Annotated in this window: 19 protein-coding genes; 5 read left to right on the top strand and 14 right to left on the bottom strand. The window is 73.7% G+C overall.

Annotation, left to right across the window (positions count from 1 at the left end; all coding sequences use genetic code 11):
• The first annotated feature begins 48 nt into the window (after positions 1–48).
• Genes ACZ6YG_RS14825 through ACZ6YG_RS14810 form a run of 4 tightly spaced genes read left to right on the top strand, consistent with a single transcriptional unit; the run spans position 49 to position 6,071 of the window.
• Positions 49–738, top strand: coding sequence for an ATP-binding cassette domain-containing protein (locus ACZ6YG_RS14825; protein ID WP_148031502.1), 690 nt, complete (start codon positions 49–51; stop codon positions 736–738).
• A complete protein-coding gene (locus ACZ6YG_RS14820; RefSeq protein WP_466018265.1) occupies positions 725–1,936 on the top strand; it encodes a hypothetical protein in 1,212 nt (403 codons plus the stop codon). The genes ACZ6YG_RS14825 and ACZ6YG_RS14820 overlap by 14 nt, the downstream gene beginning before the upstream one ends.
• Positions 1,933–3,630: an ABC transporter permease subunit gene (locus ACZ6YG_RS14815; protein ID WP_466018264.1), complete on the top strand. Its 1,698-nt coding sequence runs from the start codon at positions 1,933–1,935 to the stop codon at positions 3,628–3,630. Before ACZ6YG_RS14820 ends, ACZ6YG_RS14815 begins: the two co-directional genes overlap by 4 nt.
• On the top strand, positions 3,627–6,071 hold the full coding sequence (locus ACZ6YG_RS14810; RefSeq protein ID WP_466018263.1) for a hypothetical protein: 2,445 nt from the start codon (positions 3,627–3,629) through the stop codon (positions 6,069–6,071). Before ACZ6YG_RS14815 ends, ACZ6YG_RS14810 begins: the two co-directional genes overlap by 4 nt.
• A gap of 666 nt (positions 6,072–6,737) precedes the next feature.
• Here ACZ6YG_RS14810 and ACZ6YG_RS14805 read toward each other — a convergent pair.
• The 14 genes from ACZ6YG_RS14805 to ACZ6YG_RS14740 all read right to left on the bottom strand — a co-directional run bounded on the left by ACZ6YG_RS14805 (position 6,738) and on the right by ACZ6YG_RS14740 (position 18,702).
• The gene (locus ACZ6YG_RS14805; protein ID WP_466018262.1) at positions 6,738–7,256 is read right to left on the bottom strand and encodes an OsmC family protein; all 519 of its coding nucleotides are present in this window, start codon (positions 7,254–7,256) and stop codon (positions 6,738–6,740) included.
• Positions 7,257–7,271: 15 nt separating this feature from the next.
• Positions 7,272–7,886: a VOC family protein gene (locus ACZ6YG_RS14800; protein ID WP_466018261.1), complete on the bottom strand. Its 615-nt coding sequence runs from the start codon at positions 7,884–7,886 to the stop codon at positions 7,272–7,274.
• A complete protein-coding gene (locus ACZ6YG_RS14795) occupies positions 7,883–8,449 on the bottom strand; it encodes an alkylhydroperoxidase domain protein (protein WP_397198995.1) in 567 nt (188 codons plus the stop codon). Before ACZ6YG_RS14795 ends, ACZ6YG_RS14800 begins: the two co-directional genes overlap by 4 nt.
• A gap of 91 nt (positions 8,450–8,540) precedes the next feature.
• A complete protein-coding gene (locus tag ACZ6YG_RS14790) occupies positions 8,541–9,125 on the bottom strand; it encodes a CMD domain protein (RefSeq protein ID WP_466018260.1) in 585 nt (194 codons plus the stop codon).
• Positions 9,126–9,247: 122 nt separating this feature from the next.
• Positions 9,248–10,240 carry a putative FMN-dependent luciferase-like monooxygenase gene (locus tag ACZ6YG_RS14785; protein WP_466018259.1) on the bottom strand — a complete coding sequence of 331 codons (993 nt, stop codon included), beginning with the start codon at positions 10,238–10,240 and terminating at the stop codon, positions 9,248–9,250.
• Complete coding sequence (locus tag ACZ6YG_RS14780) at positions 10,237–11,790, bottom strand: dipeptide ABC transporter ATP-binding protein (RefSeq protein ID WP_466018258.1); 1,554 nt, start codon at positions 11,788–11,790, stop codon at positions 10,237–10,239. Before ACZ6YG_RS14780 ends, ACZ6YG_RS14785 begins: the two co-directional genes overlap by 4 nt.
• The gene (locus ACZ6YG_RS14775; RefSeq protein ID WP_466018257.1) at positions 11,787–12,584 is read right to left on the bottom strand and encodes an ABC transporter permease; all 798 of its coding nucleotides are present in this window, start codon (positions 12,582–12,584) and stop codon (positions 11,787–11,789) included. Before ACZ6YG_RS14775 ends, ACZ6YG_RS14780 begins: the two co-directional genes overlap by 4 nt.
• Positions 12,581–13,513: an ABC transporter permease gene (locus ACZ6YG_RS14770; protein WP_466018256.1), complete on the bottom strand. Its 933-nt coding sequence runs from the start codon at positions 13,511–13,513 to the stop codon at positions 12,581–12,583. The genes ACZ6YG_RS14775 and ACZ6YG_RS14770 overlap by 4 nt, the downstream gene beginning before the upstream one ends.
• Positions 13,514–15,139 (bottom strand): TIGR04028 family ABC transporter substrate-binding protein, encoded by a 1,626-nt coding sequence (locus ACZ6YG_RS14765; RefSeq protein ID WP_466018255.1) that lies wholly within the window; start codon positions 15,137–15,139, stop codon positions 13,514–13,516.
• A gap of 108 nt (positions 15,140–15,247) precedes the next feature.
• Positions 15,248–15,634 (bottom strand): RrF2 family transcriptional regulator, encoded by a 387-nt coding sequence (locus ACZ6YG_RS14760; RefSeq protein ID WP_148031490.1) that lies wholly within the window; start codon positions 15,632–15,634, stop codon positions 15,248–15,250.
• Positions 15,635–15,706: 72 nt separating this feature from the next.
• A complete protein-coding gene (locus ACZ6YG_RS14755) occupies positions 15,707–16,636 on the bottom strand; it encodes a sulfite exporter TauE/SafE family protein (RefSeq protein WP_148031489.1) in 930 nt (309 codons plus the stop codon).
• A gap of 74 nt (positions 16,637–16,710) precedes the next feature.
• A complete protein-coding gene (locus tag ACZ6YG_RS14750) occupies positions 16,711–17,229 on the bottom strand; it encodes an NADPH-dependent FMN reductase (protein WP_466018254.1) in 519 nt (172 codons plus the stop codon).
• The gene (locus ACZ6YG_RS14745; RefSeq protein WP_397199001.1) at positions 17,226–17,351 is read right to left on the bottom strand and encodes a hypothetical protein; all 126 of its coding nucleotides are present in this window, start codon (positions 17,349–17,351) and stop codon (positions 17,226–17,228) included. The genes ACZ6YG_RS14750 and ACZ6YG_RS14745 overlap by 4 nt, the downstream gene beginning before the upstream one ends.
• Before the next feature lie 34 nt (positions 17,352–17,385).
• Entirely contained in the window at positions 17,386–18,702 is a 1,317-nt protein-coding gene (locus ACZ6YG_RS14740; protein ID WP_397199002.1) for a lanthionine synthetase LanC family protein, read from the bottom strand.
• Positions 18,703–18,756: 54 nt separating this feature from the next.
• Here ACZ6YG_RS14740 and ACZ6YG_RS14735 point away from each other — a divergent pair, with 54 nt between their 5' ends.
• A complete protein-coding gene (locus ACZ6YG_RS14735) occupies positions 18,757–19,752 on the top strand; it encodes a sulfotransferase family protein (RefSeq protein ID WP_261808530.1) in 996 nt (331 codons plus the stop codon).
• Positions 19,753–19,767: the final 15 nt, after the last annotated feature.

The raw sequence follows: 19,767 nt of genomic DNA, 5'->3' as shown, positions 1-19,767 counted from the left end.
TCGCCGTTCGGCTTCTCCATTGGATTTCGTTCGGGTAAATGTCAATTGGTGGACGGGACAGAGAGCAGTGCCCGGGAGCCGCTCGTACGGGTGAAAGGCCTTCACTGGGAGGCCGACGGCCGGCCGCGCGGCCTGACGCCCGACCCGCTGGCCGTGCGGTCCGGGCAGACGGCGGTGCTCGTCGCGCACGACGCCGAGGAGGCCGACCTGGTCGCCGACTTCCTGCTCGGCCTGTCCTGGGGCCACGACGGCGTGATCACCATCGGCGGCGAGCAGGTCACGCAGGCGACGTGGGAGCGCGAGATCGGGCTGGTGCCCGCCGGCGCGGGGCTGCTCCCCCACCTGACCGTCGAGAAGAACCTCGTGCTCACCTCCTTCGACGAGCGGGCCAGCGCCCGGGTCCAGGGCCGGGTCGCGTACATGGCCAGGCGGACGCAGATCGAGGGGTTCCTGCACGCCCGGCCGCACGAGCTGGCGCACGACGAGCGGCTGGCCGTAGCGCTGACCCGGGTGCTGTGCCGGCACCGCCCGGTCAAGGTGGTGGTGATCGAGGACCGTACCGGGTTCGGGCCGTGCCACGCGGCGGTGAGCGCCGCGCTGAGCGCCGACCCCGGGCTGGCGGTGCTGGTGATCACCGACGACCGCACCCGCGTGGCGAGCCTCGCGCCTCCCACGCTGTTCTGGGATGTCACCGACTGGGACGTGACCGACGAGGAGGTGGCGGGTGCTCAGCCGTAGACGGTTCCTCGCGGCGATCCCCGCCGCCGGGCTGGCCGCCGGGTGCGCCGGGACCAGGCCGCTGCGGGTCGCGGTGGTGTGGAGCGGCGACGAGTTACGCCGGTTCCTCACCGTGGCGCGCGACTACCCGCACCGGACGGTCACCGTCTACTCGGCGGGCGACAACATCGCCGCCCTGCTGCGCGGGCCGTCGACGGAGGTCGCGCCGGACGTGGCCGTCATCCCCCGGCTCGGCATGCTGTACGAGCCCGGGATCCGGGCCGGGATCAGGCCCTTGGAGGACCCGCCGCCCCAGCCGGAGTTCTGGCGGCGGCTGGTGTCGCCGGTGCCCGGCCGGGTGCTCGGCGCCTGGTTCAAGATCGCTCACAAGTCGCTGGTGTGGCACCGCGACGACCATGGTCTCCCGCTTCCCGAGACGCTCGACGCGTGGACGCGGCCCCGGGGCACGCTGTCGATCGGCGCGGCCGACGGGTGGATGCTCAGCGACTGGTTCGAGAACGTGCTGCTGGCCCGCAGCCCCAGCACGTACCCCGGGCTCGGCTCCCAGTCGGAGCTGTGGGGGTCCGCCGAGGTGGCGGAGGCGCTGGAGCTGCTGGCGGCCGTCTGGCAGGCCGGCATGACCGCGGAGCAGGGCCGCCGGGCGCTGACCCTGCAGTTCCACGACTCGATCCTGGACGTGTTCACCTACCGCACCGCCGATCTGGTGGCCGCGCCCGACTTCGCCTGGCCCGTCATCGCCCGCTACGGCGCGGCGGGCGTGACGGCCGCGCACTTCCGCTTCCCCGCCGCCTCGGCCGCCGCCGGGCCGCCGCTGGTGGTGGGCGGGGACGTGGCGCTCGCGCTGAACGCGGGCGACCCGGACGCGGCCGCGTTCGTCACCTGGCTGACGGGCCCCGACCGGCCCGCTCCGCTGGAGGCGTGGGCCGGCGAGGGCGGGTTCCTGGCTCCGCACATCCCGCCGGAGGTGTCCCCGCCGGGGCTCCGGGGACCCGCGAGCGAGCTCGTCCAGGCGCGGAACGCGCGGTACGACCTGTCCGACCGGCTGACCGGCCCGCTCGCCGGGGGCGACGGGCGGGGGCTGTGGCTGATACTCACCGACCTGTTCACCGCGGCGACCGTGACGCGGGAGCGTCCGGCGGCGGCCGCCGCCGCGGCGGCCGCCCGGCTGGTGGCGACGGCCCGCAAGGGGGCGGCGTGAGCGAGGACGCGTTCCTGTACGAGGTGGCGCCGCACCACGACACCCGGGCCCCGGCCGCCCAGCACGGGATCGGCCGCTGGCGGGCGGCCCGCTACCTGCTCCTGGCGGTCCTGCTCGCGGCGGGGGTGCTGCTCGCGCCGCTGGCCGCCACGGTGCTGATCAGCCTGTCGGACGGGCTCGGCCACTACCGGGTGCTCACCGACCCCGACGTGCTGCGGGCGCTCGGCAACTCGCTGGTGTGGCTGGGGCTGGCCGTGCTCGTGTGCGCCGCCGGGTTCGGGCTCGCCTGGCTGGCACGCGACGTCGGCCCACGGCTCGGCGGCGTGCTCCGCGTCGTCCTGGTGCTGCCGGCGGTGGTCTCCCCGCTCACCACCGGCGCGATCTTCCGCCTGCTGTTCGACACCAACCCGCAGCGCGGCGCGGTCAACGCGGTGCTGGCGGCGTTCGGCGCCGACGTGGCCTTCCTCGGGCTCGGCTGGATCTGGCTGGTGCTGGGGCTGGCGTTCTTGTGGCAGTGGTCGGGGGTGGCGTTCCTGGTCTTCCACGAGGCGCTGGCCAGGATGCCGGCGAGCCTGCTGCGGATGGCGCAGGCGTTCGGGCTGGAGCGGCGCCGCCAGATCTGGTCGATCGTGCTGCCGTCGCTGGCCGGGGCGGCGTCGCTGGCGTACCTGCTGGCGGTGGTGGCCGCGGCCCGGGTGTTCGACCTGGTGCTGATGGGGGCGCCGGGCTCGATGCAGCCGTGGGTGGAGCCCGGCGGCCAGTTCTGGTGGCGGCACCACAGCGACCTGGGCACCGGGCCCGCCGCCGCGCTCGCCGTGCTGCTGTCGGTGCTGGTCGGGCTGCTCGCGCTGCCCGCGCTGGCCGGGCTGCGCCGGCAGGTGACCTGGCCGGAACAGCGGGCCGCCCCGCACGGGCGGCGCTCGCGCCGGCGGCTGCTGATGGGGCCGCTGGCGGCGCTCTGGCTGCTGCCGTTCGTCGTGCTCGTGCTCACCTCGCTGCGCGCTCCGGAGACGGCGGCCGTGTCGGGATGGTGGCACATCCAGGCCGACCTCCGCTCGTACGGGGACGCGCTCGCCGACAGCGGGTTCACCGGCGCGCTGCTGACGACGCTGGTGCGCACCGTGGTGGTGGTCGCGCTGGTGCTGCTGGCCGCGGTCCCGGCCGCGTACGTGCTCGCGCAGGAGCACCTGGTGCCCCGCAGGGCCTGGCACCCGGTGCTCCTGGTGGCGGTGGCGCTGGCGGCGCTGCCGCCGCAGGCGTTCGCGGTGCCGCTGCAGGAGTCCCTCAGCCGGCTGGTCGGCTCCACCCTGGCGCTGGTCACCGTGCACGCGGCGCTGGTCATCCCGCTGGCCGTGCTGGTGCTGCACCGGGGGTTCGCGCGGGTGCGGGCGCCGGTGATGGCCCGGCACCGGTGGGCGCTCGTGCACGCGGTGCGCGAGGGGTCTCCGTCGGTGGTGCTGGCCGGGGTGCTGGCGTTCGTGCTGGTGTGGAACGACACGCTGGTCGGGCTGCTGCTCAACTGGCCGGCCGGCGACCATCTGCCGCTGATCCTGCTGGAGCAGAATCGCCACTTCATGAGCACGGCCGGGACGCTGGCGGCCCAGTCGGTGATCGCGACCGCCGTGCCGGTGGCCCTGGTGATCGTCACCAGGCGCCTGCTGTACCGCGGGCTGACGGGCGGGGTGCGCGCATGACCGGGATGTCGCGCAAGGAGCGGCTGCGCTTCTGGCTGGACCGCACCTCCCGGCAGGCGCGGGCGCACCTGCCCGAGCTCGGCCTGTCCGGGCTGGTGACGGCCGGTGAGCTGGTGCTGCTCCTGCAGGACGAGTTACGCGGGAAGGCGATCGACGCCGTGGTGGCGGTGCTCCCCGCGCCGCTGCTCATCCCGCTCGCGATCGTCGCGCCCGTCGTGGCGGGGCTCGGCACGCACCTCACCCGGCGCCTGCGCGCCCGCGAGACGCCGCCGCCGCTGCCCGTCGGCGGGCAGATGTCCTTCCCGGACCGGGTGGAGCCGCTGCTCGGGCGGGGGGACAAGGTGCGCGAGGTGGTGGACCGGTCGCATGACAGCGGCGTCGTGGTGGTGCAGGGCGGGACCGGCACGGGCACGTCCACGCTGGCCGTGCACGCCGCCTGGGAGCTGGCCCCGGAGGAGAGCCGGCAGCGGTACGTGGACGTGCGTGGCCCCGACCGGGACCGGCCGGAGACCGAGCTGAGCGTGGCCCAGCGGGTGCTGCGCGCGCTCGGCAGCCAGCCCGGCCTGATCCAGGAGCCGCACGACGCCGCGCCGCTGATCAAGGAGGCGCTCTCCGGCAGGGACCGGGTGCTGCTGCTCGACAACGTGAGCACCTGGAGCCAGGTCGCGTGGCTGCCGCCCCGGGTGCCGGACGCGCACATCGTGATCGCGGGCGAGCTGGCCGGAGAGCTGCCCCAGCACATCAAACCGGTCCAGGTGGGCCCGCTCTCTGCGGAGGACGGGGAGGCGCTGCTGGCCGCGCAGGTCCGCGACGACCGGGTGACCGGCGACCCCCTGGCGCTGCGGTCACTGGTGGAGGCGTGCGTGCGCAGCCCCGCCGAGATCGTCAAGCTCGGCCGGTGGCTCGCGCGGAACCCGGGCGTGACGCTCGCCGCCCTGGTCGACGACCTGAGCCGGCTGCCGGTGGACGAGAGGCTGGGGTTCGTGCTCCAGCGCAGCATGCAGGGGGTGGGCCCCGCCGCCAAGCGGCTGTTCGTGCTGCTGGCTGGCCTGCCGGTGGCCGAGGTCGACCATCGGGCGGCGGCGGCCCTGCTCGGCGTGCCGTCCGCGGACGACGCCATCGCCGAGCTGGCCGGGCGCGGCCTGGTGGAGAACGTGCGCATGACGCGCGTCCGGGTGATCGGCGCGTTCCACGACAGCGGCTCGGCCGACGACGCGGCCTGGCGGCGGCTGGTCGAGCACTTCGCCGCCCAGGCCGAGGCGTACGCCTCCCTGCTGCCCGACGATCCGGGCGCGGGCGCCTGGTTCGCCGCCGAGGACCGGGTGCTGCTGCAGGTGCTGGCCCGCGAGCAGCCCGTACGCAAGACCGCACGCGCGCTCGGCCGCATCGGCGCGGCGCTGGAGGCCTGGTTCGCGCTGGAGCAGCGGCACGAGGACCGGCTGCGGGCGGCCGCCCTGCTCGCCTGGGCGGCGTGGGAGCTGGGCGACGAGCGCGTACGGGCGGCGGCCGAGCTGCGTCAGGCGAAGGCGCTGATCACGCTCGGCAATCCGGAGAAGGCCCGCCAGCACTTCAACCGGGCCGCGGCGGCGTGGGGCGCGGTCGAGGCGTGGCCGCCCGAGCTGCACCTGACGCACGCGACGATCCTGCTCGCCTCCGGCGACGAGTTCACCGCCGTGGAGTCGGCCCTGGTCCAGTACGGCCAGGCGCTCGCCCACGGTGACACGGCCGGCCACGCGAACAGGCTGGTCAACGTGGCCGCGCTGCTCATGCGCCGCGCCCAGCCGCTGGACGGCGGTGAGGCGCGGCGCCTGTACGCGGACGCGCGGGCCGTCCTGTTCGAGGCGCTGCACCAGGCCGAGCAGAGCGCCGACGAGCGCACCCGGGCGCACGCCCACGAGCTGCTGGGGCTCGCCCACTGGCAGCTGGACCACGCTCGGGACGCCATGAAGCACTGGAAGGAGTCCGAGCGGCTGTACGAGCGGACGGCGGACGACATCGGCCGGGCCCGCTGCCGGGTGCAGCGGGCGACCGCCTGTGCGGCGGAAGCGGCCGCCCTCCCGGACCGGGCCGCGGCGCTGGCCGGGGAGGCGGCGCGGCTCAGACGGGAGGCGGCGGCGCACCCGGACCGGGCGGCGCGGCTGGAACGTGAGGCCGTGGCGGTGCTGGAGGAGGCGTCCGCCCTGCCGGCCCACGCGGCCGCGCTGGAACGGGAGGCGGTCGCGCTCCTGCGGGAGGCCGAGCCGCGGCTACCACCGGAAGGCCTCACCACGGCACTCGCCCACCTGCAACTGGCCGCCCTCTGCCGCGCCGAGGCGGCCCAGCACCGCGCGGCGGGCCTGGCGGCGCTCGCGCCCTGGGACGGGATCGCCGAACCCCGGCAGGTGACCGAGATCCGCAACCGCCTCCAACCACCCGAACCCCATCCGCCAGCCCCATCGTGACCCCCTACCGTCGCCGGATATCTGCGGGGACAGTTCGAGCGACCCCCACCACAGCCACAACCACCTGCAGACACCGGAAACCTGAGAGGACAGACCAAGCCAGCCCCACCACAGCCACAAACACCCGCACACGCCGGAACCTCGCTCGTGCCCCACGACAGCCACAACTGGCACAGGAGATCTGAGGAGGCAGACCGAGCGGGCGGCGTCCGCGAGCACCTGTGAGGGCTCGGCCCAGGCCGGACGCGCCTGATCCTCTGGATCAGCAGGCGCCTGGAGGCGTGGTGGCACTCAGGAGCACGCCTGGTCCTTGTGACAAGCAGGCTCTCCCCGCAGGCGAGGCAGATCGAGCGGGCGACGTCCGCGAGCGCTTGCGGGCGCTCACCCCAGGCCGGACGCGCCTGCCCCTCGCGGCCGGCAGGCGCTTCCGCAGGCGCGGTGATGCTCGGAAACGCGCCTTAGCCTGGAGATCAGCAGGCGCGACTGGAGGCGCGGTCGCGCTCGGGAGCGCGCGCCTGATCCTCGGGATCAGCAGGCGCGGTCGCGTTCGGGAGCGCGTCTGGTCCTCTGGACCGGCAGGTGCTCCGGGGGCGTGGTCGGCGCTTGGGGGGCGCGGGTGCCGATCTCACGGTCGTGGGCCGCCCGGGTGAGGCGGCGTAGAGATGGTCATGCCGCCGCGGTGGGGTGTGATCGTACGATCGTGCCGGTGATCTGCTGTGGGGCGCGGAGCAGGTTGAGTATCGGGCACACTCGCTCCACCTCGGCGTGCAGCCGGTCCAGTTCCTCGTCGGAGGCGGGCGAGTCGATCAGCACCTCGTAGCGGAAGCCGTACGGGTGGACCGGGACGCCGCTCTCGCCCGGTTGCTGGGCTCTGGGATCGTACGAGGCCCGTACGTCCACTTCCAGGGCGTCCAGAGGCACTTCCAGCTCGGCCGCCTTGATCAGGAAGATGTGCGTGACGCAACTGCCCAGCACGCCCGCCTGCAGCTCCGGTGACCCGGGGCCGAGGTCGTAGCCGGCGAAGTCGGGGCCGCTGTCGCTGAGGATCCGGTGGTCGCGGATGCGGATGCGCCGCACACCGCTCCGGCCCTCGGCCGTGACGTGCGCGTGGAGGGGCACCGGGGCGGCGCGGCGGGCCAGCAGGGCGGCGCGCTTCTGGGACAGGTACTCGCGAAGGGTGCTCATGCTCTCGTTTCCGGTTCAGTGCAGGGTGATGGGGCCGAGCGGGGTGGTGAGGACGGCGCGGAGCGCGGGCTCGGGACCTTGTGTGACGTCGAGCGGGGCGCCGACGCCGGCCAGGTCGCGGCGGAGGGCGTCCGGGTCGGGGTGGGAGGCGGTCAGGGATTCCAGCTCCAGCTGTGGCAGCCCGGAGTCCGCCGGGTGCGGGGTGCCGCCCCAGTCGATGAGGAACGGCACCGGCCTGACCGCCGCCGGATCGTCCCGCCTGGTGAGCCGCCACTCCAGCAGGACGCCGCCGGGGGTGCGCCGGGACAGCGGCTGGACCTCGCCGGGGTCGTAACCCTTCTCGCGCGCCCTCCGGACGGCCTCGTCGAGGTCGTCCGGCCTGATCGCCCAGGCGGCCAGGCGGGGTTCGCGCAGGTTCTCCAGGCCGAACGCGCGCGGCCGGGCGCCCGGCCGGTCCGGGTCGGGGCCGATGATCTCCAGGTAGCGGCCGGAGCCGAGGCCGACGAGGTGGTTGGCCGTGCCGCCGGGATGGCTGCCGCCCGCCACCGGTTCGACGCCGGTCAGCGCGGCGAAGGCGGCGACGCCCTCCTTCAGGTCGGGCACCGCGTAGACGAGGTGGTCGATGGTCACTGGTCCTCCTTGACGGGTTCGCCGAGCGAGAGCATGAGCCTGTTGGCCCAGTTGAAGAACGCGGCGGCGTGGATGACGTCGCTGATGGCCAGGTCGTCGAGGCCGGCCGCGCGCAGCGCCTCGACGTGGGCCGCGCCGAGCTCGCCCGGGGTGGCCGCGACCGCCACCGAGGCGTCGATGATCGCCCGCCATCTGCCGTCCTGCGGCGCTTGCACGCCCTCGTCGAGCAGCCGCCGCACGTCGTCCGGCCGCTTGGCGTAGTGGGCGGCGAACCGAGCGTGCACCGACGCGCAGAACACGCACCCGTTGCGGCGCGACGTGGCGGTGGCCGCCAACTCGCGCTCGGCGCGCGGCAACCCGCCGTCGGTGTTGTGGAAGATGTCGTTGTCGGTGTGCGTCCGCGCCTGCAGCACGTGCGGGTCACGTGCGAGCAGCAGGAAGTACGGCGACGCGGCGCGCGCCCGGTCGACCAGCGCCTCATGGTGCTCGTCGGTCAGCTCCTCCGCGCTCAGCGGCTCCAGCCACGGCGCCCACCCGAGCCGCTCCAGCGTGAAACCGCTCATACCGCCACCTCCGTACGATCGAGCCGCTCCAGCGTCACGACATCCACGCCCGCCACCCCCGCACGATCGACCCGGTTCTTCGTTACGACACTCACGCCGCCACCTCCGTACGGCCGAGCAGCCGCAGCCCGGCCGCTACCCGGATCTGGAAGCTGAGGAAGGCGACGAGCTGCGAGAGTGTCACGATGCCGGTGGTGCTCCAGCCCGCCTTCTCCAGCGCGCCGAGCGCTTCCCGGCTCGCCTCGCGCGGCCGGAACACGAGCAGGTGGGTGTGCTCGAACGCAGCGGTGAGGCGGACACCCAGCGCGCCGGGATTCCGTACGCGGTAGCGGAGTCCCTCGGCGCCGTCGGCGGGCACGGCGGGGTCGATCCCGTACGGTCCGGTGGTGAGTCCGGCCGCGGTCTCGGCCCGTACGGTGTCCGCCAGGCGAGGCGCCAGCTCGGCCAGCCGGTCGGCGTAGAAGCGGACGGCGGGGTCGTCACGGTGCAGCCCGGCCACGAAGGCCGCGACCGCGTCCCGTTCGACGAGCGTGACCTCGGTCTCCGAGCCGGGCGCGAACAGCGCGTCGAAGGAGCGCTGAGCGTGCTCGCGAGCGGCGGGCCGCCGGCGACGCAGCCCGTCGAGCGGCGACCCGGGCGCGACCCCGGCCAGATGGTCGATGACGTCGGTGATCATGTGTGGCTCTGTGCCGAAGCGCGGCTCCCCGCTCAGGCGCGGCTCGATGGTCACCTGCGGTTCCAAGCTCAAGCTTGGCCCGGTGTTCACCTGCGGCTGCGGGCTCAAGGGTGGTTCGGCGGTCATGTGCGGCTCGCTTCCTGGGCGGGGGTCCAGCCGAGCGCCGGGGCGACCTCGGTCGCGAGGAGCTCGATGGAGCGGAGGATGAGAGGGTGCGGCGGGTCGACCGAGTGGACCTGGAGGACCAGGTCGGTCGCCCGGTCGAGGGTCGGGTCGGCCCGCAGGCTTTCGATGACGTCCTGCGGGGTGCCGACGTGCACGTCGAAGGCGGCGATCCGGGTGTCGAGGCCGCCGTCCGGCAGCTCGAACGGCAGCCTGCCGCGGCCGAGCCCGCGTTCGGCCCAGCGCAGCGCCTCGGCCCTGCTGTCGGCCACGAACGCGGTCCGTGACGCCATGATCCGCGGGACGGCGCCGGGCGGCAGGTTGTCGTGGTACGCGTCGACGATGGGCCGCTGGATCTCCGCGAGGGTCGCCTGCGGCCGGTCGGCGGGCCTGGGCTGGGTGCGCGACAGCATGAGCCCGTGCCCCGCCCGGCCCGCGCGGGCGCCGCCGGCGGCGGAGAACGTCGCCTCCCAGACCGCGCCGGGCAGTCGCGGCGCCGGCGGGTAGAGCCGGTTGCCGCCGCCCAGGTCCGCGCCCGACCAGGCGGCGATGAGCACGGCGAGGTGCTCGGCGTAGAGGGCGGCCCGGTCGGCGCTGTCGTGGCCGAACGGGGCGAACGACGCGGGCGTGCCGCCGCTGCCCACCCCGACCTCGAGCCGGCCGCCGGTCAGCTGGTCGAGCACGGCGGTGTCCTCGGCCACCCGCACCGGGTGTTCGAGCGGCAGCGTGATGATGCCGGTGCCGAGCCGGATGCGGCTAGTAGCGGCGGCCACGTGGCCGAGGAAGACCAGGGGCGCGGGCAGGCCGCCCTCGTCGCCGTCGAAGTGGTGCTGGGCGACCCAGGCGGTGTCGAAGCCGGCGGCCTCGGCGTGCCGGATCTGCTCGGCGGCGAGCCGGTAGCGCTCACCCGGCGGCACGTCGTCGAGCAGCCGGGTGAAGAATCCGAGCCTCATCGCACCGGCTCCGGGATCGCGGCGAGCAGCTCACGGGTGTAGGGGTCGCCGGGCTCGGTGAAGACCTGCCGGGTGGTGCCTGATTCCACGATTCGTCCTTCGCTCATGACGGAGACGGTGTGCGAGATCTGCCGTACGACGGCGAGGTCGTGCGAGATGAACAGGTAGGTCAGCCCCAGGTCCCGCTGGAGCTGTTCGAGCAGGTCGAGGATCTGGGCCTGCACGGTGACGTCGAGGGCGGAGACGGCCTCGTCGAGGACGAGCACGCCGGGTTCGACGGCCAGCGCGCGGGCGATGGCGACCCGCTGGCGCTGGCCGCCCGAGAGTTCCCTGGGCCTGCGCCCGGCCAGGTCGCGCGGCAGCGCCACCCGGTCCAGCAGCTCGGCGACCCGGGCAGCGCGGGCCGCGCGGTCGCCGAGCCGGAAGTTGCGCAGCGGCTCGGCGACGATCTCGGCCACGGACTGGCGCGGGTCGAGCGAGCCGTACGGGTTCTGGTGGACGAGCTGCACGTGGCGGCGGAACCGGCGGCCCTCGCCGGCTGTGGGGATCGTCACGGTGCCGGAGGTGGGCTCGGTGAAGCGCACCACCATGCGCGCCGTGGTGGTCTTGCCGGAACCGGACTCCCCCACCAGCGCGTGGGTGGTGCCGCGCGGCACCTCGAAGGAGACCCGGTCCACGGCTCGGAACGGCCGCCGGCCGAGCCGGAACTCCTTGACCAGGTCGTGGAGCACGATCGCGGGCTCGCGGGGGGCCGGCTCCGCCTCGCGGTACTCGCGTACGGACAGGGCGGGCGCGTCCCGCAAGAGCTTCGCCGTGTACGCGGCCTCGGGGGCGGCGAGGACGGCGGCCGTGGGACCCTGCTCCTCGACGCGGCCGGCCCTCATCACGACGAGCCGGTCGGAGCGGGAGGCGGCCACGCCGAGGTCGTGCGTCACCAGCAGCACGGCCGTGCCGAACTCGGCGCGCAGGTCGTCGATGAGGTCCAGGATGCGCCGCTGCACGGTGGCGTCCAGCGCGCTGGTCGGCTCGTCGGCGATGACGAGCCTGGGCCGCAGGGCGATCGCGATGGCGATGAGCACCCGCTGGCGCATGCCGCCGGACAGCTCGTGCGGGTACTGGCGGGCCCGCGTCTCGGGGTCGGACAACCCGACGCGGGTGAGCAGCTCGATGACCTGCCGCCGGATCTCCCGCCGGTCGCCCCGTCCGTGGATGCGCATGACCTCGCCGACCTGGGCGCCGATGGTCTTGACGGGGTTCAGCGAGTTGGCCGGGTCCTGCGGCACCAGGCCGATCTGGGCGCCGCGCAGCGCCTCCATCCGCCGCGCGGACCAGGTCGCCAGGTCGGCGTCGCCGAGCAGGATCCGCCCCCGGTCGACGGTGGCGTTGCCGGGCAGCAGGCCGATGACGGCGTGCGCGGTGGTCGACTTGCCGGAGCCCGACTCGCCGACGAGGGCCACGACCTCGCCCGGATCGACAGTGAACGAGATGCCCTCCACCGCGCGCCGCCCGTCGTAGGAGACGGCGAGATCGCGTACGTCGAGCAGGCTCATGGGGTGTCCTTTCCGATCGAGCGGCTGATCCGGCCGGCCGCGAGCACGACGGCTACCACGACGGCGCCCGGCAGCGTGGTCAGCCACCACGACGTCGCCAGGTAGTTGCGTCCTTCCGCGATGAGCAGCCCCCATTCGGGGGTGGGCGGCTCGGCGCCGTAGCCGAGGAAGCCGAGCGTGGAGATGGCGAGGATGGCCAGGCCGAACTGCAGCGCGGCCAGGGCGACGACCGGCCCGAGCGAGTTGGGCAGCACGTGCCGCCAGAGCACGGCCGGGTAGCGTCCGCCGCTGCCGAACGCGGCCTCCACGTAGTCGGTGCGGCGCACCCGTACCACCTCGGACCGGGTGAGGCGGGCGAAGGCCGCGACCGATCCGACGCCGACCGCGATGGCCACGTTGACCGTGCCGGGACCGAGCAGGATGATCACCGTGAGCGCCAGGAGCAGGCCCGGCACCGACAGCAAGACGTCTACCAGCCGCATGACGGCGTCGTCGGCCAGCCCGCCGGCCGAGCCGGCCAGCACCCCGAGCAGGGTGCCGAGCAGGAGGCCGACGGCGACGGCGGTGAACGCCCCCGACAGCGAGTGCGCCGAGCCGTGCACCACGCGGGCGAACAGGTCACGGCCCACCGGGTCGGTGCCGAACAGGTGCGGTCCGCCCGGCGGCCGCAGCTTCTCGGCCGGCACGCCCGCGATCGGGTCGTAGCCGGTGAACAGCCCTGGGACGACGGCCCAGAGCAGCGCGACGGCGATCACCAGCCAGGCGGCGGCGAGCCCGAGGCCGACGCGGTTCACGGCGCCGCCTTCAGCCGCGGGTCGAGCACCGGGTAGAGCAGGTCGACGACCAGGTTGACGAGCACGAACACGACGGCGGCGAGCACCACGACGGCGAGCATCACCGGCGTGTCCTGCGCGTTGACGGCCTGCTCGGTGAGCCGGCCGATGCCGTTGCGGCCGAACACCGTCTCGGTGACGACGGAGCCGGCGATGAGCTCGCCGAAGACGAGCCCCGCCATGGTGAGGGCGGGCAGCGTCGCGTTGCGTGCGACGTGCCGCCACAGGATCCACTGCCGCGAGGCGCCCTTGGCCGCCACCACGGGGACGAACGGCTGGGCCCTGACCTGGTCGACGGCGCGGGCGAGGACCTGGGCGATCGGCGCCGAGATGGGCACCGCGAGGGTCAGCACCGGCAGGATGAGCTGCTGGGCCGCGCTGCCGCCGATGACGGGCACCAGGCCCAGCCGGAACGAGAACACCTGGATGAGCAGGATGCCCAGCCAGAACACCGGCACGGACACGAACAGCGACGGCACCGACAGCAGCGCGCCCCTGATCCACGAGGACCTGCTGGAGGCGGCCCCGAAGGCGATGGCGACCGCGATGAGCACCGCCAGCCCGAATCCGGCCGAGGCGAGTCTGGCCGTCTCCGGCAGTGCCTCGGCCAGCCGCTCGGTCACCGGCGTGCCGGTGTCGATCGAGTAGCCGAGGCTGCCGCGCAGGAAGCCGGACAGGGTGTCGAGGTAGGTCGCCAGGGCGGAGGCGCCGCCGTCGTAGTGGGCGCGGATCTCCGCGATCTGCTGCGGCGACAGCCCCAGTTCGGGGTTCTGGAACTTGATCAGGATGGAGTCGCCGGGCAGCAGCCGCAGCAGGACGTACGCGGCGGTGAAGGCCGCCCACAGCACGAGGACCGCCTGACCTGCCCTGAACAGGACGTATCTGGTCATCTAGCTTTTCCAGGTCGCGTAGAACCAGGGCCTGGCCACGGCCTCGAAGGCGATCCCGTGCACGTGCGGGGCGCCGCCGTAGACCTGCGGCTCCTCGAACAGGGGGATGGCGTAGGCCTGGTCGATCACGTAACGCTGGATCTCGCCGACCTTGGCGTTGCGCGCGGCGACGTCGGGCTCGGCGGACTGTTCGGCCAGCAGCCGGTCGAGCTTCTCGTCGTCGGACAGGATGGCGTCGCGGTTCTCGCTGTGGAAGTGGCTCTTGATGACGTCCTGGTCGGCGCGGCCCACCATGGAGTGCTGCAGGGGCGTCTTCTCGGCGTCCTTGATGTCGACGGCCTGGGTTCCGGCGTCGGCGGGGCGGATCTCCAGCTTGACCCCGAGCTCGGCCCACTGCTGGCCGATCAGCTCCAGCGTCTGCTTCGACAGCGGCTGCGGGCCGGCGACGAAGACGCCGAGCCGCAGCTTCCTGCCGTCCTTCTCGCGGACGCCGTCGGCGCCGCGGGCCCAGCCGGCCTTGTCGAGCAGCGCGTTGGCCTTGTCCGGGTCGTGGGCGAGCCGCGGCGACAGGTCCACGTAGCCCTGGGCGAGGTGGCTGAGCACCGAGGTGGCGACCGGGTAGCTCGGCGTGAACAGGGTGTCGACGACCTCGCGGGCGTCGGTGCCCGCCAGCAGGGCCTGGCGGACGTCGGGGTCCTTCAGGATGCTGTTGCCCGGCCGCAGGTAGAGGCCGTTGTTGACGCCTCTGGTGGGCTCGGCGTAGATGGTGAAGCCGGCGCTCTTGACGGTCTCCTCGTCGTACGCCTGGACGTATCGCACGAAGTCGGCCTGCCCGGAGGTGAGGGCGCCGACGCGTACGTTGTCCTCCGGCGTCACGATTATCTTGATCTCGTCCAGGTACGCCCGGCCCTGGTGCTCGGAGGAGGGCGGCGCCCAGTCGTAGTCCTCGCGGGCGGCCAGGTGCACCTCCTTGTCGACGACCTGGCGCTTGACGGTGAAGGGGCCGGAGCCGGCGATGTTCTTGAGCTGGCACTGCTCCTCGTAGGGCAGCGAGATGGTCTTCTTGGAGACCAGGCCCGCGCCGATGACGGAGGTGCCCTGCAGGAAGCCGGGCGAGGGCTTGGCGAAGTGGAATCGCACGGTCAGCCGGTCGACGACCTCGCTGCGCTCGTAGTTGTTGACGAACTCGGCCACCGGGAGCTTCAGCTTCTCGTCGCCGAGGCCGTACACGTCGAAGTTGGCCGCGACGGCCTCCGCGTCGAGCGGGGTGCCGTCGCTGAACGTCACGCCGTCGCGCAGGTGGAAGGTGTAGGAGGTGGCGTCCTCGCTGACCTCCCATCTGGTGGCGATCCACGGCTCGATCTCGAGGGTTTCCGGGTTCTGCCAGGTGAGCTTGTCGGTGATCTGGTTGAGGATGCCGCCGTTGGGATAGAAGCCCGCGGCCGGCAGGTAGAGGCAGGTCGGCGGCTGGTGCTCCAGGTAGGTGAGGGTGCCGCCGTAGGCCGGCTCGCCCGCCGCCCTGGCCGCCCCGGCGGGGCCCGCACCGCCACAGGCGCCGAGCAGCCCCACGACGGCGAGCATGGCGGCGCCGGCCACGGCTGTGGATCGCAGTCTGGATCGTGACATGGGGAAATCGCCCTTCGAGGGAACGGAACGGGATAGAACCAAGTATAACCTACTGGAAAACCATGGAATAACCATGGGGGTGCCCCCCGGTAAGTGGGCATGGACGCTCTAGGAGGGCGCGGACTGGGACATGACGTCCGCCAGGGTGACCTCGCTGAGCAGGGAGTTCTCGTGGTCGCGCAGGCGGGCCCAGATCGCGTCCAGGGGCGCGGCCGCCCGGGGGAACTGCCGGGTGGCCTGCTCGACCCCCTCGGTCACGCGAATGACGTCGGCCAGGGAGATCTCGGCGGCGGGCCGGGCGAGCCAGTAGCCGCCGTCGGGCCCGCGCTGGCTGTGCAGCAGGCCGGCGCGGCGCAGCTGGAGCAGGATGTTGTCGCAGAACCTGCGGGGGATCTCCTGCGAGTCGGCGACCCGCTCGGCGTGCACCGGGCCGCCGGCCTCCGCGAGGGCGATCATGGCGGCGAGGGCGTACTGGGTGCGTGCGGAGATTCTCATGGATTCCCGTGCTGGTCGGAAAGGGCCCGGCTCCCGGAGGCGGGGGCCGGGCCCTGCGGGCGGTCCGGTGGGTCAGGCGGAGGCGGTGGGCTCCTCCTTGCGGAGCTCCGCCTCGTACGCGTCGACCGACTCGTTGGCCTTGTCCTTGCGGTACTCGCGCACCGAGTAGGTGATCGCGCCGGCCCAGAGGATGGCGATGGCCAGGTAGGCGACGGTCTGCACGCCGCCGGAGGCGTCGATCCAGTCGCTGCGCAGCAGCGTGCGCACGTTGGTCAGGATGATGAGGCCGCCCACCGCCGAGCCGAGGATGCGCGGCGGGATGTGGCGGACCAGCCACGCGGCGATCGGCGCGGCGATCACGCCGCCGGCCAGCAGCACGGCCACCCAGGCGAAGTCGATGTTCTCCGAGCCGATGCCGACGAGAAAGCCCACGCTGGCCGCGATCGCCACCAGGAACTCCGAGGCGTCGATCGACCCGATCACCTTGCGCGGCGCCAGCCGGCCGCTGGCCAGGATGGCAGGGGTGCCCACCGGGCCCCAGCCGCCGCCACCGGTCGAGTCCACGAACCCGGCGACCAGTCCGAGCGGGGCCAGGAACCGCTTGCGCAGCGGCTTGCCCAGGTTGCCCCGAGGCAGCCCGTAGGCGGTGAAGCGGACCAGGATGTAGACGCCCAGGGTCAGCAGGATGAGCGACATGACCGGGGCCGCCACCTCGGTCGAGAGGCTGGACAGGAACGTCGCGCCGGCGAACGCGCCGATCGCGCCCGGTACGCCGATCTTGCCGACGACCTTCCAGTCGATGTTGCCGAAGCGCCAGTGGGAGATGCCCGAGGCCAGCGTGGTGCCGATCTCGGCCAGGTGGACGGTCGCCGAGGCCGCGGCGGGGTTGGTGCCGATCGCCAGAAGCAGTGTGGTGGAGGTGACGCCATAGGCCATGCCCAGGCTTCCGTCGACGAGCTGGGCCGCGAAACCGACCAGCCCGAGCAGGAGGAGTGCTCGCACGATCGACCCTTTCCGATAAATCCTACTTAACTTGTAGGGTTAATCCTGAAGCAGGGGCGGGGCTCGGTCAAGCCCTAAATCCCTACTTTCTTGGACTGGATACTGGCTTGGGGGGCGACCCGCTCCGCCCAGCCCGCGAGGATCTCCGGCAGGTCCGGCAGCCGGGACTCCAGCACGGCCAGGCCGGGGGTCGGCACGGTGGCGCCCAGCTCCACCAGCAGGGGCCGCAGGTGGACCTCCACCGCCAGCGAGTGGGCCGGATCCCCCATGACCAGCAGCGGCAGCACGACCGTGCCGGCCAGGGCCCGGGGCGGGAGCCGGTCCAGGAACGCCTTGAGCAGGCCGGTGTAGGTGCCCTTGTAGGTGGGACTGGCGACCACCAGCACGCTCGCCTCGGCGACCAGTTCCAGCGCCACCTCCACGTCGGCCGACGGGATCGGCGACAGCAGGTGCGGACCTAGTCCCGCCAGGTCGATGACGTCGTGCGGCGCCGGCAGCCCGACCCGCTCCCCGACCGCCAGCGCGGCCTCGACGGCCACGCCGCGCGTACGGGAGCCCTCCCGGGGGTTGCCGACCAGGACGACGAGGCTCATGCGGCCCTCCAGGGGATGAGACGGCTCAGCCGGCTCTGCGGCACGGGGGCCTCGTCGAGCTCCACTTCGTCGTCCGGCAGGTCGTACCAGTGGACGTCGCCGGGGTAGTCGTGCTCTGGCATGAGTTATTCCTATCTGAAATACATGAAATAGACGCTATAGGGCCGCGGACGGCACCGGGATGGCGGGGAACGGGTTGTCGGGGAGGAGGATGACGCGCCGCGCGTGCTCGACGGCGTCCAGATGGAGCAGCGCGGCCCCGATGCCGGCCCCGCCGACCAGGTAACCGGTGTCGGCCGTCACCTCGGCGGGCCGCAGCCGCCGGTAGGCCTGATACCAGCGGTAACCCCGCCCGTCGTGGTCGGTGGCCCGGCTGATCAGGTCGTCGGCCAGCGAGCGGGCGAAGGTCAGATGCGCGCGCCGCCCGGTCGCCGCCCACAGGCCGACGAAGAGCTCGACCAGGCCCGCCGTGCCGCAGCACTGGCAGGCCACGTTCCAGTACCCGTCGGTGCGGCGGCGCGGCACTCCGCTCCGCACCACGCCGTTCGCGAGCCGCTCCACCCACTCCAGGTCGCCCGGGTCGCCGTCCACCCGGTGCAGCTCGTAGAACATCCGCGCCACGCCGGCCGACCCCGAGCAGAAGCCGAGGTAGTGCAGCTGCCTGGCCTGCGGCACGTGGTGCGGGACGACCGCGCACTGACCGGTCACGACGCTGAGCTCGCGGACGAAACTCGCGCCCCGCCGCGCGGCCCGCAGGAAGACCTCCTCCCCCGTCACCCCGTACAGGCGGGCGAGCAGGAAGGCGGTGCCCGCGGTGCCGGCCAGGAAGCCCGGCGTGACCGCGTCCAGCGGCAGGTCGGCGCAGTCGCCGAAGCGGTGGCCCGGCACGGGCAGCGCGGCGATGCGCAGCCCGGCCTCGACGGCCGCCTCCTCGTACGCGGGCGCGCCGAAGTGGGCGGCGGCGCGCAGCAGGCCGAGGACGATGCCGCCGTCGCCGCGCTGGGCCGGCTCGCGGGACCAGCCGACGCCGTCGCCGCCTTCGCGCCCTCTGCGGACGAGTTCGTCGGCGATGGCCGCCGCCTCCACCTCGAACAGGTCGTCACCGAGCGCCCACCCGGCCTCCATGAGCGCGACCATGGTGCCGGTCAGCCCGTGGTACAGGGTGGGGTCGCGCTGCTCGCGCCAGGTGGCGGCGAGCCTGCGGGCGCCGGCCCGGGCGTCCTCCAGGTACGCCTCGTGCCCGGTGGCGGCGGCCAGCTCCAGGAAGAACAGCACGATGCCGGCCGCTCCCGAATAGAGGGAGGACGGCTCCGGGGTGACGGCCGATCTGCCGCGCGCGTCGGGGTTGGCCAGCCAGTGCCTGCCGTGGTCGTCGTCGACGGCGGCGGAACGGATCCACCGGCCCGCCGAGATGGCGGCGGTCAGCGGGGAGTCGGCCCTGGTTCTCTGCGGGCGCATCTCATCCAGGCTCACGGCTAGATTATCCCATACTTTTGGTAGGAAAATAAGGTTACCGACGGAAGGACGATGACGATGCCCCTGCCGGACTTCCTGGTGATCGGCGCTCCGAAGGCCGGGACCACCGCCCTGCACGCCGCGCTCCGCGAGCACCCCGGGCTCTACCTGCCGCCCGTGAAGGAACCCAAGTTCTTCCTCACGGACGGCCCGCCGCCGGACCGCGGCGGGCCCGGCGACCAGCAGACCTACCGGGAGCACGTGTGGCGCAGAGCCGACTACGAGGCGCTGTTCGCCGCCGCGCCGCCGGGCGCGGCGCGCGGCGAGGCCACCCCCTTCTACCTCTACGACCTGGACGCGCAGCGCCGCATCCACGCGGCGATCCCGCACGCGCGGCTCATCGCGATCCTGCGCGACCCGGTGGAGCGGGCGCACTCCAACTGGACCCACCTGTGGTCGGCGGGGCTGGAGCCGATCGGCGACGTGGTGCGCGCGTGCGCCGCCGAGGAGCGGCGCGTCGCGGACGGCTGGGCGCACTTCTGGCACTACGTCCGGCTGGGCAGGTACGGCGAGCAGCTCGCCCACCTGTTCACCCTGTTCCCACGCGAGCAGGTGCTGGTCTTCCGCTACCGCGACCTGGTCGACCGGCCGGCGCACACGCTGGACCGCATCTGCGCCTTCCTCGGCGTGGAGCAGGGCCTGCTGACCGAGGCGCCGAGGGAGAACGTGACCGCGCACCCGGACGCGGGCGGCAGGCACCTGCTGCTCTCCGCGGCCCTGCGGGCGCTGGCCCGCACCGGCCGCGCGCTCCCCTACGGGCTGGCGCGGGCGCTGACGGAGCCGGTGGAGCACCTGCTGCAACGGCGGTCCGCCGCCCGCCGCCCGCTGACCTGGGAGCAGCGGCAGCAGCTCATCCCGCGCTTCGCCGACGACATCGAGCTGCTGCAGCGCGTCACCGGCGAGGACTTCGGCGACTGGGTGCGGCCCAGGGAGCGTTCGGGCGGGCAGGTCGGCGTGCGGCCGGACGGCCAGCGCCAGGCCCGCAACGGCCGCCCGGTGATCGGCTGATCATGGGCCGGTGCC

Source organism: Nonomuraea sp. NPDC054003, assembly GCF_055585125.1.
The sequence above is the reverse complement of the archived record's forward strand: the minus strand, read 5'-3'. Positions and strand labels throughout refer to the sequence as shown.

What these genes read in the sequence shown, in the direction of transcription:
- ACZ6YG_RS14810 (WP_466018263.1), top strand. Translation starts at nt 3,627, where the DNA reads ATGACCGGGATGTCGCGCAAGGAGCGGCTGCGCTTCTGGCTGGACCGC.
- ACZ6YG_RS14805 (WP_466018262.1), bottom strand. Translation starts at nt 7,256, where the DNA reads ATGAGCACCCTTCGCGAGTACCTGTCCCAGAAGCGCGCCGCCCTGCTG.
- ACZ6YG_RS14795 (WP_397198995.1), bottom strand. Translation starts at nt 8,449, where the DNA reads ATGAGCGGTTTCACGCTGGAGCGGCTCGGGTGGGCGCCGTGGCTGGAG.
- ACZ6YG_RS14790 (WP_466018260.1), bottom strand. Translation starts at nt 9,125, where the DNA reads ATGATCACCGACGTCATCGACCATCTGGCCGGGGTCGCGCCCGGGTCG.
- ACZ6YG_RS14785 (WP_466018259.1), bottom strand. Translation starts at nt 10,240, where the DNA reads ATGAGGCTCGGATTCTTCACCCGGCTGCTCGACGACGTGCCGCCGGGT.
- ACZ6YG_RS14780 (WP_466018258.1), bottom strand. Translation starts at nt 11,790, where the DNA reads ATGAGCCTGCTCGACGTACGCGATCTCGCCGTCTCCTACGACGGGCGG.
- ACZ6YG_RS14770 (WP_466018256.1), bottom strand. Translation starts at nt 13,513, where the DNA reads ATGACCAGATACGTCCTGTTCAGGGCAGGTCAGGCGGTCCTCGTGCTG.
- ACZ6YG_RS14765 (WP_466018255.1), bottom strand. Translation starts at nt 15,139, where the DNA reads ATGTCACGATCCAGACTGCGATCCACAGCCGTGGCCGGCGCCGCCATG.
- ACZ6YG_RS14760 (WP_148031490.1), bottom strand. Translation starts at nt 15,634, where the DNA reads ATGAGAATCTCCGCACGCACCCAGTACGCCCTCGCCGCCATGATCGCC.
- ACZ6YG_RS14750 (WP_466018254.1), bottom strand. Translation starts at nt 17,229, where the DNA reads ATGAGCCTCGTCGTCCTGGTCGGCAACCCCCGGGAGGGCTCCCGTACG.
- ACZ6YG_RS14745 (WP_397199001.1), bottom strand. Translation starts at nt 17,351, where the DNA reads ATGCCAGAGCACGACTACCCCGGCGACGTCCACTGGTACGACCTGCCG.
- ACZ6YG_RS14735 (WP_261808530.1), top strand. Translation starts at nt 18,757, where the DNA reads ATGACGATGCCCCTGCCGGACTTCCTGGTGATCGGCGCTCCGAAGGCC.